Here is a 12696-nt window from a genome sequence, read left to right as displayed (position 1 = left end):
GTTTTTCAGGAAGCTCAAAGAGGAAGTATGGACTTATCGATTGCGGCGATTCTCGCGCAAGACGGGATCACGACGGGAGCGATCTACGCCTTGCTCGCGCTCGCCTTGGTGCTCGTGTTTTCCGTGACACGCGTCATTTTCATTCCGCAGGGCGAGTTCGTCGCGTATGGCGCGCTGACGCTGGCCGCGCTGCAAACGCAGAAGCTGCCGGCGACGTGCTTCCTGCTCATCGCGATGGGCGTGGGCTGCTTCATCGCGGAAGTCGCATCGATCGTGCGGCATCCTGCGCGCTATCACCAGATCGGTCGCCTGCTCGCGGTGCTGGCGGGCAAGTACCTGCTGTTTCCCGTGGCCGTGTGGGGGCTCACCCAATCCGTCTTCGCGCAGCCGTTGCCGATGATGGCGCAGATCGCGCTGACGCTGCTCATCGTCGTGCCGATGGGACCGTTCGTGTATCGGCTCGCGTACGAGCCGATCGCAGAGGCGAGCACGCTGCTGCTTTTGATCGTCGCGGTGGCCGTGCATTTCGCGATGGTCGGCCTCGGGCTCGTGATGTTCGGCGCGGAAGGTTCGCGCACGACCGCGTTCTCGGACGCCAACTTCGATATCGGCGGCGTCTCGATTTCCGGGCAAAGCCTGTGGGTCGTCGGCACGGCCGTGGTTCTCATCGCGGCGCTGTACTTCTACTTCGATCGTTCGATTTCGGGCAAGGCGCTGCGCGCGACGTCGGTGAATCGGCTGGGCGCGCGGCTCGTCGGCATCGGAACGACGCAAGCGGGACGCCTCGCGTTCACGCTCGCGGCCGGCCTCGGCGCGCTGTGCGGCGTGCTCGTCGCGCCGATCACGACCATCTACTACGACTCGGGCTTCCTGATCGGCCTGAAGGGCTTCGTCGGGGCGATCGTCGGCGGGCTGGTGAGTTATCCGCTCGCGGCGGCGGGATCGCTGCTGGTCGGGCTGCTGGAGTCGTACTCGTCGTTCTGGGCGAGTGCTTACAAGGAGGTCATCGTCTTCACGTTGATCATTCCGGTGCTGCTGTGGCGAAGCCTGGCGAGCCCGCATTCGGATGAAGACGAGGAGTAATCCGATGAAATTCCGACTTTTCTGGGTCTTCTTGCTGGTCGTATTCGCGTTGCCCGTGTTGCCGGGGCCGGTTTCGGTGCCGGAGTACTGGATCACGCTGCTGAACTACATCGGCCTCTATTCGATCGTCGCGATCGGCCTCGTGCTGCTGACGGGCATCGGCGGCATGACGAGCTTCGGGCAGGCGGCGTTCGTCGGCGTCGGCGCGTATGCGACCGCGTTCCTGACGACGAGCTTCGGCATCTCGCCCTGGCTCGCGCTGATAGCGGGCGTCGTGCTAACGGCCTTCATCGCGCTGCTGCTCGGTCTTATCACGATGCGGCTTTCAGGCCACTTTCTACCGCTCGGCACCATTGCGTGGGGGCTGTCGCTGTTCTATCTGTTCGGGAATATGGAACTGCTCGGCAAGTACGACGGCATCAACGGCATTCCCGTGCTGAACCTGTTCGGCTGGCAGCTCGAATCGGGCCGCAGCATCTACTACCTGATCTGGGTCGTCGTGCTGCTGGCGGTGGTCTCTGTTCAGAATCTGCTTAATAGTCGACCGGGCCGCGCAATCCGCGCGCTTCGCGGCGGCGGCGTCATGGCGGAAGCGATGGGCGTCAACACGGCGTGGATGCGCGTCGTGATCTTCATCTACGCGGCGGTTCTCGCGGCCATCTCCGGCTTCCTCTACGCGCATTTGCAGCGCGCGGTGAATCCGACGCCATTCGGGCTGAACCACGGCATCGAGTTCCTGTTCATGGCGGTGGTCGGCGGTGTATCGCATGTTTGGGGTGCGATTCTGGGCGCGACGATCCTCACCGTGCTGCAGGACTACCTGCAGACGCTGCTTCCCAAGCTGATCGGCGCGAACGGCAATTTCGAGATCATCGTGTTCGGCGTCGTCATGGTGCTGCTTCTGCAGTACGCGCGACAGGGCGTATGGCCGTTCGTCGCGCGACTGTTCCCGCGTGGGACGCGCGCGCATGTGCCGGATCACGGAGAACCGTTGCCGCAGCGCAGCAAACCGTCGGCGGGCGAGCCGCTGCTGATCGTCGACAAGGCGCGCAAGCAGTTCGGCGGCCTCGTCGCGGTCAACGACGTGAGCTTCGATGTCAAAGCAGGGGAGATCATCGGCCTGATCGGTCCGAACGGTGCGGGCAAGTCGACCACGTTCAATCTTGTCACCGGCGTCCTGCAGGCGACGAGCGGCGCGATCACTTTTCACGGCGAACGCATCGAAAAGCTGACATCGCGGATGATCGTGAAGCGCGGCATCGGGCGGACGTTCCAGCACGTCAAAATGCTGCCGGGGATGAGCGTGCTGGAGAACGTGGCCATCGGCGCGCATTTGCGGGGGAACACGGGCGTGTGGCGCAGCATCGCGCGGCTGAACGCGGCGGAAGAAGCGCGGCTGATGTCGGAAGCGGCGAAGCAGATCACACGCGTCGGCTTGGAAAAACATATGTACAGCGAGGCGGGCAGTCTCGCGCTCGGCCAGCAGCGCATTCTTGAGATTGCGCGTGCGCTTTGCTGTGACCCGACGCTGTTGCTGCTCGACGAACCGGCTGCGGGTCTTCGATATCAAGAGAAGCAGCAGCTCGCCGACTTGCTGCGCAAACTGCGCGCGGAAGGCATGAGCATTTTGCTCGTCGAGCACGACATGGACTTCGTGATGAATCTGACGGATCGGCTCGTCGTGATGGAGTTCGGAACGAAGATCGCGGAAGGCTTGCCGGAGGAAGTCCAAAAAGATCCGGCGGTTCTCGAAGCGTACTTGGGCGGGGTGGAATGATGAGCGGATCGATTCTGGAAGTAACCGGCTTGTCCGTGCGATACGGCAAGGTCGAGGCATTGCACGACGCGAAGCTGGAGGTCGGCGCAGGGCAAATCGTGTCGGTTATCGGGCCGAACGGCGCGGGCAAATCGACCCTGCTGAACGCGATCATGGGCGCGTTGCCGCATACGGGGCATGCGAAGGGCAGCGTTCGGTACTTGGGCGATGACGTATCGGCGGTTGCCATCGAACGCCGTGTCGCACGTGGAATGTGTCTGGTCCCGGAAAAGCGAGAGCTTTTTGCTTCAATGACCGTTGAGGATAATCTCGTGCTGGGCGCGTATCGACGGAAGCGCGCCGGTGAGCGCAATTTCCTCGACCAGCTCGATCACGTCTTCGAACTCTTTCCACGACTGAAGGAGCGTCGGGAGCAGGCGGCGGGCACGCTGTCGGGCGGTGAACGGCAAATGCTGGCAGTAGGGCGCGCGCTGATGGGCAAGCCGCAGTTGCTGATGCTGGATGAGCCGAGTCTTGGACTCGCGCCGCTGATCGTGAAGGAGATATTCCACATTATCAGCGCGCTCAGGCAGACGGGTGTGGCGACGCTGCTCATCGAGCAAAACGCCCGGGCCGCGTTGCAAATTTCCGACTACGGTTACGTGCTCGAGACGGGCGAATTTGCGCTCGAGGGCAAGGCGGACGACCTGCAGCACAACCCCAAGGTCATCGAGACCTATCTCGGCTTGGCAAAGAAAGCCGCTTAATCGAGCCCGGCCCGTCGTTTTTGGATGGCGTGTTTCACGTGAAACACGCCATTTTTTTCGTCCGCGCGAGGCGAGACGAATCGAGCGTAGCGGAAGCCTATATAATCCTGCGATATTCCATCTTCAGGTTCGTGTCGTTCGCACACGAAATCCCAATGCTTTATCCCACAGAATTCGATGTAATCGTCGTTGGCGGCGGTCACGCAGGCACAGAGGCGGCCCTCGCGTCCGCTCGAATGGGCTGTACAACCCTCCTTTTGACCCACAATATCGAGACGCTGGGCCAGATGAGCTGCAATCCGTCGATTGGCGGCATCGGCAAGGGCCATTTGGTCAAGGAAGTCGATGCGCTCGGCGGCGCCATGGCAGCCGCGACGGACGAGTCGGGCATCCAGTTCCGAATCCTGAATTCGTCGAAGGGGCCGGCAGTGCGGGCCACGCGCGCGCAGGCTGACCGGCTGCTCTATAAGCAGGCGATTCGGCATCGGCTCGAAAATCAGCCGAATCTGTGGCTCTTCCAGCAAGCAGTCGATGATCTGATCGTCGAAGGCGATCGCGTCGTCGGCGCTGTGACACAGGTCGGGCTGCGCTTCCGCGCCCGCGCCGTCGTGCTGACCGCCGGCACATTCCTCGACGGCAAGATTCACGTGGGCCTGAACAACTACGTTGGTGGCCGTGCGGGCGATCCTGCCGCTGTATCGCTCTCGGCTCGACTCAAAGAGTTGAAGCTGCCGCAAGGCCGGCTCAAAACGGGCACGCCGCCGCGAATCGACGGCCGCACCATCGATTTCTCCAAGCTGGAGGAGCAGCCGGGCGACCTCGATCCTATTCCCGTTTTCTCGTTCCTGGGTCGCGTCGAGCAGCATCCGCATCAGATGCCGTGCTGGGTCACGCATACGAATACGCAGACGCACGACATCATTCGCTCAGGGTTGGATCGGTCGCCGATGTATACCGGCGTGATCGAAGGCGTCGGGCCGCGGTATTGCCCGTCCATCGAGGACAAGATTCATCGATTCGCCTCGAAGGACGCACATCAGATCTTTCTTGAGCCAGAAGGGCTGACTACGAACGAGTTTTATCCCAATGGCATCTCCACGAGCCTGCCCTTCGACGTTCAGTTGGAACTCGTGCGTTCGATGCGTGGGCTCGAGCACGCGCACATCCTGCGGCCTGGCTACGCGATCGAATACGATTACTTCGATCCGCGCGCGCTCAAGGCGTCGCTAGAAACGAAGGCGATTGGCGGGCTGTTCTTCGCCGGGCAGATCAACGGCACGACCGGCTATGAAGAGGCGGCGGCGCAAGGGCTGGTGGCCGGGATTAATGCAGGATTGCAGGTGCGAGGCAAGGACGCGTGGTCACCACGTCGCGATCAGGCGTATCTCGGCGTGCTGGTCGATGACCTCGTGACGCGCGGCGTCTCCGAGCCATACCGCATGTTCACGAGCCGAGCGGAATACCGCCTTTCTCTGCGCGAAGACAACGCTGACATGCGCTTGACGGAAATCGGCCGCGAGCTCGGCGTCATCGACGATGTGCGCTGGGACGCCTTCAGCCGAAAGCGCGACGCTGTTTCACGTGAAACAGAGCGTTTGCGCTCGACTTGGGTGAATCCGAAAACGCTCTCGGCAGAAGAGGCGACAGTGCTTCTCGGAAAGCCGATCGATCACGAATACAGCTTGGCCGATCTGCTTCGACGTCCCGGGGTTTCGTACGATGGAATCTGCGCGCTGCGCGGTGGCGAGTGCGCTCCGGAAGCGCAGCTCGCCGACGATCCGGTGTTGCTCGCGCAGATCAAAGAGCAAATCGAGATCGGCGTGAAGTACCAAGGCTATATCGATCGACAAGCCGATGAGATCGTCCGCAACGGAGCGCAAGAAAACACGCGCTTGCCCGAGGGAATCGACTACAGCGAAGTGCGCGGGCTCTCCTTTGAGGCGCGTCAAAAGCTGTCGCAGCATCGACCGGAAACGATAGGGCAGGCGTCGCGCATTTCGGGTATCACGCCGGCCGCGATTTCGTTGCTCATGGTGCACCTCAAGCGCGGGCTTGGACGTCGCGGCAAGAGCGCCGGTGGCGAAGCGGCATCCAGCACGACGGCGGCTCAATGACGGATCTCGCGACAATGCTCGACGATGGCGCCGCGCAACTCGGCGTGGCGCTGTCCGCAGGTCAGAAGCAACAACTGCTCGATTATGTGGCGCTCCTCGGAAAGTGGAATGCCGTCTACAACCTGACGGCCATCCGCGATCCGAAGCAGATGATGATTCAGCACATTCTGGATTCGCTCGCGGTCGTTCCTGCAATCAGCGAGCGCGCCGCAGCCAATGTGCTCGACGTCGGCTCGGGCGGCGGACTGCCCGGTATCGTGATCGCGATTGCGTTGCCGAACGTGCACGTCACGCTGAACGATATCGTGCATAAGAAAACCGCGTTTCAGTCACAGGCGAAGGCGCATTTGGACTTGCCGAACCTGTCGGTCGTGACCGGGCGCGTCGAAAGTCTGACGCCGGGCGTCGAAGTGCCGGAAAAATTCGCCGTAATCGTGTCGCGCGCATTCGCAGAGCTCTCGGATTTCGTTACACTTTCGCGTCATCTGGTTGCGGACGGCGGCCGGATCTTGGCGATGAAGGGCGTCAAACCGGATGCCGAAATCGCCCGTCTGCCGGCTGGCGCGACGGCAACGCGCATCGACCGCTTGACCGTGCCGATGCTAGATGCCGAGCGGCACCTAATTGAAGTCGCGTTCGATGTCTGAGTGCCCGCACCGACCCAGCCATGCTGATCTTCTGACAGCGAAGAAACGAGGACACTAAACGATGGCAAAAATCTTCTGCGTCGCAAATCAGAAGGGCGGCGTTGGAAAGACGACGACCGCGGTCAATCTCGCGGCGAGTCTCACGGGGCTCGGGCAGCGCGTGCTGTTGATCGACCTCGATCCGCAGGGCAACGCGACGATGGGCAGCGGCGTCGACAAGGCCGCGTGCGAGAACACGGTGTACGAAGTGCTCGTGGATGGCGTGACCTTGCGCGAGGCGCGCGTGCGTCCAGAAGCGGTCGCATACGACGTACTGCCGGCGAACCGCGAACTGGCGGGTGCCGAAGTCGAACTCGTCGGCATGGAAAACCGTGAGGGGATTCTTCGCAAGGCCATCGCCGATATAGCGGATGACTATGATTTCGTGCTGATCGATTGCCCTCCCGCGCTTTCATTGCTCACCCTCAATGCGTTGTGCGCGGCGCACGGCGTCGTCATTCCGATGCAGTGCGAATACTTCGCGCTGGAAGGGTTGTCGGACCTCGTCAACACAATCAAACAAATCCACGCGAATCTCAACCGTGATCTGAAAGTCATCGGCTTGTTGCGGGTGATGTTCGATCCGCGGATCACGCTGCAGCAGCAAGTGTCCGACCAACTGAAAGCGCATTTCGGCGACAAGGTTTTCGATGTCGTGATCCCGCGCAATGTGCGTCTCGCCGAGGCGCCGAGCTACGGGCTGCCGGGCGTTGTGTTCGACAAGTCGTCGCGCGGCGCGCAGGCGTACATCCAGTTCGGCACGGAAATGATCGAGCGCGTGCGCGCGCTGCAACCCCATTCGATGCGGCAGGAATCGCCGACGGAGGAATCGAAATGAGCGCTGTGATGAAGAAGAAGGGGCTTGGCCGCGGTCTGGACGCATTGCTCGGCGGCAGCGTGGATATCACCGAAGCCGTGCGCGGCGAGGGAACGCCGAATGTCTTGCCGCTCGACAAGCTGCAAGCCGGCAAGTATCAGCCCCGCACGCGCATGGACGAAGGCGCGCTGCAGGAGCTTGCGGCGAGCATCCGCGCGCAGGGTCTGATGCAGCCGATTCTCGTGCGCTCGATCGGCGACCAGCAGTACGAAATCATCGCGGGCGAGCGGCGTTTCCGCGCCGCGCGTCTCGCCGGCCTGGACGAAGTGCCGGTGCTCGTGAAGAACGTGCCCGATCAGGCCGCCGCCGCGATGGCGCTCATCGAGAACATTCAGCGCGAAGATCTGAATCCGCTGGAAGAGGCGCAGGGCATCCAGCGTCTGCTCGACGAATTCACGTTCACGCACGAGCAGGCCGCCGAAGCGGTCGGCCGCTCGCGCAGCGCGGTGTCGAACCTGCTGCGCTTGCTGAACCTCGCATCGCCCGTTCAGACGATGTTGCTCGCCGGCGACCTCGACATGGGCCACGCGCGCGCGCTGCTCGCCGTCGACGCCGCCACGCAGATCCAGCTTGCCAACCACGTCGTGAATCGGCGTTTGTCGGTGCGTGAAACGGAACGCCTCGTCGCCGCGACGCTCAAGCAAACGCCCGCGACGAAGGCGCGTCCGGCCAACGACGGCGGCCGCGACACGCGACGCCTCGAAGAAGAGCTGTCGGACCTGCTCGCGGCCAGCGTCAAGATCAAGCTCGGCGGAAGAGGGCGCGGGAAAGTGACGATCGACTTCGGCAACCTCGACGCGCTCGAAGGCATTCTGACGAAGCTGCGCGGCAGCAACGTCGAAGCGCCGACGACCGCAGCCTGAACCAGGCCCGATTTTGTCCGAATTCAACGCGAAGGGCGTACGGCCCGATTGGCTGACGCGCGTCTGGAGAATCGTCTGTAAGGAACCGGTCCTCGCCATCCTCGTTGCGGCGCTGGTGCTCTTGCAGATCGGGCATCCGCGCCCGTGGATGTCGCTGCCGGGTCTCGTCGACTGGCAAACGGTACTGACGCTCGCGGGCTTGCTGATCCTGACGAAAGCCATTGAATATTCAGGATTCCTGATGTGGTCGGCGCATCGGCTCGTCCATCACATTCACGGCGTGCGCGGTCTCGCGCTCTTTCTCGTCGCGCTGGCGGCGGCGCTTTCGACGGTGTTGACGAACGATGTCGCGCTTTTCGCCGTCGTGCCGCTCACGTTGTCGTTGCACAAGCTCGCGCCGTTGCCGATGAAGCGCCTCGTGATCGTGATCGCGCTGGCCGTCAACGCGGGATCGATTCTCACACCGCTCGGGAATCCTCAGAATCTTTTCCTATGGCAGACGAGCGGCGTGTCGTTCGGCGCGTTCGTGTGGGCGCTTTTGCCGCTCTGTGCCGCGTTGATGGCGTTGCTCGCCGTCGTCACCTTCGCGATGTTTCGCAACGCGCCGCTCGACCTTTCGGGCGATGTCGAAGCGCATCCCGTGGACCGCGTCCTGTGCGCCGTCAGTGCGGTCGCGTTCGCCGTCTTCGTGGCGCTCGCGGACGCGCATCATGCCGGGCCGGGACTGGCCGCCGTCGCGATCGGCTTTCTGTTATGGCGGCGCAAGATCGTATTCAGCATCGACTGGCTTTTGCTGCTGATCTTCGTGCTGATGTTCATCGTGCTGCGCAGCGCGGCCGCGTTGCCGTCGGTTCATGACGCGATCGCACATATCGGCGTCGGCTCGCCGGTGCGTGCGTTTGCCGCTGGCGCGGTATTGTCGCAAGGCATCAGCAACGTGCCCGCCGCCATCGTGCTTGCCGAGTTCTCGAAAGACTGGCGCGCGCTCGCGTTCGGCGTGAGCGTCGGCGGTTTCGGTGTGGCGATCGGCTCGCTCGCGAATCTCATCGCGGTGCGTTTGTCAGGCGAAAAGAATATCTGGATGCGCTTCCACGCGATGTCGATCCCGTTCTGGATCGCCGCAGCGCTGATCGGATGGGCGCTCGTTTGAAGACTCGAACAGCCGGCAAAGGAATCTGAACTTCTGCTTGCAGTCACAAGAAAAATCTCGGTTTTGAGACCGATTTTCAAGTGCTATCCGCTTGGCTTTTGACACACCTAAACTATTGAATCCGTGACAACAATCGCTTACAATCGCCCGGATTTATCAGCTAGGCCACCTCGAAAGCGCGACGAAAGCGCAGGGTGATTCCCCGGACTCTCGGTTGAGGGCTGGAAGACGGCGCGAGAGCGAAACAGGCGCGCGAGTCTTCAGCAAATGCGACGGAAATGCGCGAACGAAACATGCAAGTCAGCGCTCGCTCAACCGGCGATACGAACACCTCCGGAAATCAGCCGCGCCCCTCTGACGACTCGTGGGATGCCGAAGCGCAAGATAACAATATCGTTCCGCTCACACGGGATCAGGCAGAGAAGCTGTTCGGCCCCGAAGTGAGTCGTCCATCGCGTGTCACGCCTTTGAAGGTCGTGGCTGCGCAAATGGTTTTGTCCCTGGGTGCGACGCTCCTGTGGTGGCTGTTCTATAAGCCGCCGGGCGATGCTGCGCTGTCCGCGTTCCTGGGAGGAGCGATCTGCTGGCTGCCTGCCGCGCTGTTCGCGGCGCGTCTGCGAGCAAAGACCGGCGCGGAGACGATCATGAGCTGGATGATCGGCGAAGCGATCAAGATGGGAGCGACGATTGCTATGTTCGTCGCGGTCGCATTCTGGTACAAGAGCGCGTTGTGGTTGCCGCTGCTCGTCACGTACATCGTGGCTCTGAAGACGTACTGGATTGCAATGGCCCTGCGGTAACCCGGCGTGATTTGCCGCGATGACCTCCCAGGTAAGTGCGGGACGGCTGCGCGGCAACTAGATTGAAGATGTGTGGAACACGTTCCGCACACGGGCCTCCCGCCCCGGAGCCGCGACGCGAAGCGGCGGCTCGGAAGCGGCAGGCGTCGAAAGATTTTTGACAATTTGGGTGGCTTTAACGATATGGCAGCTAGCGAAGGAACGCACGCTCTGGACCCGTCCGAGTACATTGCGCACCACTTGCAGAATCTTTCCACGCACACACAGACGTCGATCTTCGACATCCACGTCTGGAATCTCGACACGCTGTTCTGGTCGATCGTGTGCGGTCTCTTGACCATCATCATTCTCGGTCTTGCCGCACGCAAGGCGACCTCCGGTGTTCCCGGGCGGTTCCAGTGCGCCATCGAGATGCTGGTCGAAATGGTCGAGGACCAGTCGAAGTCGATGATTCACGGCAGCCGCCGCTTCATCGCTCCGCTCGCACTGACCGTGTTCGTCTGGGTCGCCCTGATGAACTCGCTCGACTTCATCCCCGTTGATCTGCCGGGCCGCGTTATCGGCTGGCTGGGTCTTTCGGAAGCGCTGCCGCATCATCGCATCGTGCCGACGGCCGACCTGAACGGCACCATCGGCATCGCGCTCGGCGTGTTCGTGCTGATGATCTACTACAACTTCAAAATCAAGGGCGCCGGCGGCTTCGTGCATGAACTGCTGTCCGCTCCGTTCGGCGCGCATCCGCTCTTGTGGATTCCGAATCTCGCGCTGAACATCATCGAGTTCGTCGCCAAGACGGTTTCGCTCGGCATGCGGCTTTTCGGCAACATGTACGCCGGCGAACTGCTGTTCCTCCTGATCGCCCTTCTGGGCAGCATGTGGACGTTCGGTGCGGACGCTTCGTTGCTCGGCTTTATCGGCCATGTGGTCGCGGGCACGGTTTGGGCGATCTTCCACATTCTGATCGTGCTGTTGCAGGCGTTCATTTTCATGATGCTGACGCTGGTTTATATCGGCCAGGCGCATGACTCACACTGACGCGTTGCGGCACGTTCCGGAATCGTTCAGGTTTTAGGTTTTCGTTTTCTATAAATCCAGTTCCAAAGTCTTTAATCAAAGGAGTGATCATGCAAGCTTTCATCGCCAACATCCAGGGTCTGACCGCCATCGGTATCGGCATCATCATCGGCCTGGGTGCAATCGGCGCCTGTATCGGTATCGGTCTGATGGGCGGCAAGTACATTGAAGCGTGCGCCCGCCAGCCGGAACTGATGAACCCGCTGCAGACCAAGATGTTCCTGCTGGCTGGTCTGATCGACGCGGCGTTCCTGATCGGCGTCGGTGTGGCAATGCTGTTTGCGTTTGCGAACCCGCTGCTTTCGAAGCTCGCAGGCTGAGGTTCCTCGGAACTGTGCGTCTGACTTTTAAAGACGCCTGAACGGAACGGGTGAGGCGCTGATCGAGCTCAACAAGCCGATGAGCGCCTTTTAACCGTTTCACCTCCGATCAAGCAACGTTTAAGGAAACACCGTGAATCTCAACGCAACCCTGTTTGCGCAAATGGTCGTGTTTCTGATCCTCGCGTGGTTCACGATGAAGTTCGTGTGGCCGCCGTTGATCAACGCCCTCGACGAGCGCTCGAAGAAGATTGCCGACGGCCTCGCCGCCGCCGACAAGGGCAAGGCGGAACTCGAAGCTGCGCACAAGCGCGTCGACCAGGAACTCGCCCAGGCACGCAACGACGGCCAGCAGCGTATCGCTGACGCCGAAAAGCGCGCTGCCGCCGTCGCCGAAGAAATCAAGGCCAACGCTCAGGCAGAAGCCGCGCGTATCGTGGCGCAAGCCAAGGCGGACGCCGACCAGCAGGTCGTCAAGGCACGCGAAGCACTGCGCGCCGAAGTCGCCGCGCTGGCCGTGAAGGGCGCCGAGCAAATTCTGAAGCGCGAAGTCGATCAGAAGGCTCACGCCGATCTGCTGAATCAACTCAAAACCGAGCTCTGATCATGGCCGAACTTGCAACCATCGCTCGTCCTTACGCAGAAGCGCTGTTCCGCGTGGCCGAAACCGGCGATCTCGCGGGCTGGTCCACCTTCGTCGAGGAGCTGGCAGAGGTTGCGCGTCTGCCCGAAGTGGAATCGGTCGCCTCGAACCCGAAGGTGAGCCGCGAGCAGATCGCCGATTTGCTGCTCGCCGCGGTGAAGTCGCCGCTCGCCCAAGGCAATGCTCAGGCTAAGAACTTCGTGCGCATGCTGGTGGAGAATCATCGTCTGCCGCTGCTGCCGGAAATCGCCGTCCAGTTCGACGAGCTGAAGAACGCCCGTGAAGGTGCGGCCGACGCGCATATCGTCAGCGCGTTCCCCCTCGAAGGCGCACAGTTGAACGACTTGGTCGCAAGCCTCGAACGCAAGTTCGAGCGCAAGCTGAAGCCGATCGTCGAAATCGATCAGTCGCTGATCGGCGGCGTTCGCGTGACGGTTGGCGACGAAGTGCTCGATACCTCGGTCCGCGCGCGCCTTGCCAGCATGCAGACGGCTCTGACCGCCTGACGCTTCCAGGAAGCGCCTCAGCTGGCACGCAACAGAATTGACTATCAGGAGCGAATA

The 12696-nt window shown here is 61.7% G+C and carries 13 protein-coding genes; all 13 read left to right on the top strand.

Going from position 1 to position 12696, the window contains the following annotated elements; genetic code table 11:
- Window positions 1-27: 27 nt before the first annotated feature.
- Window positions 28-1083: a branched-chain amino acid ABC transporter permease gene (locus tag AWB72_RS00850; RefSeq protein ID WP_040052823.1), complete on the top strand. Its 1056-nt coding sequence runs from the start codon at window positions 28-30 to the stop codon at window positions 1081-1083.
- 4 nt (window positions 1084-1087) lie between these two features.
- Window positions 1088-2860, top strand: a complete 1773-nt coding sequence (locus tag AWB72_RS00845; RefSeq protein WP_052450101.1) for a branched-chain amino acid ABC transporter ATP-binding protein/permease — start codon at window positions 1088-1090, stop codon at window positions 2858-2860.
- Entirely contained in the window at window positions 2860-3606 is a 747-nt protein-coding gene (locus AWB72_RS00840) for an ABC transporter ATP-binding protein (RefSeq protein ID WP_374728853.1), read from the top strand. The genes AWB72_RS00845 and AWB72_RS00840 overlap by 1 nt, the downstream gene beginning before the upstream one ends.
- 155 nt (window positions 3607-3761) lie before the next feature.
- Window positions 3762-5720, top strand: coding sequence for a tRNA uridine-5-carboxymethylaminomethyl(34) synthesis enzyme MnmG (mnmG, locus tag AWB72_RS00835; protein ID WP_087127907.1), 1959 nt, complete (start codon window positions 3762-3764; stop codon window positions 5718-5720).
- A gap of 14 nt (window positions 5721-5734) precedes the next feature.
- Window positions 5735-6367: a 16S rRNA (guanine(527)-N(7))-methyltransferase RsmG gene (gene rsmG / locus AWB72_RS00830; protein ID WP_040052889.1), complete on the top strand. Its 633-nt coding sequence runs from the start codon at window positions 5735-5737 to the stop codon at window positions 6365-6367.
- Window positions 6368-6428: 61 nt separating this feature from the next.
- Entirely contained in the window at window positions 6429-7244 is an 816-nt protein-coding gene (locus AWB72_RS00825; RefSeq protein WP_052450102.1) for a ParA family protein, read from the top strand.
- Entirely contained in the window at window positions 7241-8146 is a 906-nt protein-coding gene (locus AWB72_RS00820) for a ParB/RepB/Spo0J family partition protein (protein WP_040052826.1), read from the top strand. Before AWB72_RS00825 ends, AWB72_RS00820 begins: the two co-directional genes overlap by 4 nt.
- A gap of 52 nt (window positions 8147-8198) precedes the next feature.
- A complete protein-coding gene (locus tag AWB72_RS00815) occupies window positions 8199-9296 on the top strand; it encodes an SLC13 family permease (protein WP_244285524.1) in 1098 nt (365 codons plus the stop codon).
- A 278-nt stretch (window positions 9297-9574) separates the two neighbouring features.
- Window positions 9575-10096 carry an ATP synthase subunit I gene (locus AWB72_RS00810; RefSeq protein ID WP_040052828.1) on the top strand — a complete coding sequence of 174 codons (522 nt, stop codon included), beginning with the start codon at window positions 9575-9577 and terminating at the stop codon, window positions 10094-10096.
- Window positions 10097-10279: 183 nt separating this feature from the next.
- Window positions 10280-11131, top strand: coding sequence for a F0F1 ATP synthase subunit A (gene atpB, locus AWB72_RS00805; RefSeq protein WP_040052829.1), 852 nt, complete (start codon window positions 10280-10282; stop codon window positions 11129-11131).
- Window positions 11132-11220: 89 nt separating this feature from the next.
- Window positions 11221-11490 (top strand): F0F1 ATP synthase subunit C, encoded by a 270-nt coding sequence (gene atpE / locus AWB72_RS00800; protein WP_007180033.1) that lies wholly within the window; start codon window positions 11221-11223, stop codon window positions 11488-11490.
- 133 nt (window positions 11491-11623) lie between these two features.
- On the top strand, window positions 11624-12094 hold the full coding sequence (locus tag AWB72_RS00795) for a F0F1 ATP synthase subunit B (RefSeq protein ID WP_040052830.1): 471 nt from the start codon (window positions 11624-11626) through the stop codon (window positions 12092-12094).
- Between the two features lie 2 nt (window positions 12095-12096).
- Window positions 12097-12639: a F0F1 ATP synthase subunit delta gene (locus AWB72_RS00790; RefSeq protein ID WP_040052831.1), complete on the top strand. Its 543-nt coding sequence runs from the start codon at window positions 12097-12099 to the stop codon at window positions 12637-12639.
- Window positions 12640-12696: the final 57 nt, after the last annotated feature.

The sequence above is a fragment of the Caballeronia concitans genome, assembly GCF_001544615.1.
GTDB classification, from domain to species: domain Bacteria; phylum Pseudomonadota; class Gammaproteobacteria; order Burkholderiales; family Burkholderiaceae; genus Caballeronia; species Caballeronia concitans.
The sequence above is the reverse complement of the archived record's forward strand: the minus strand, read 5'-3'. Positions and strand labels throughout refer to the sequence as shown.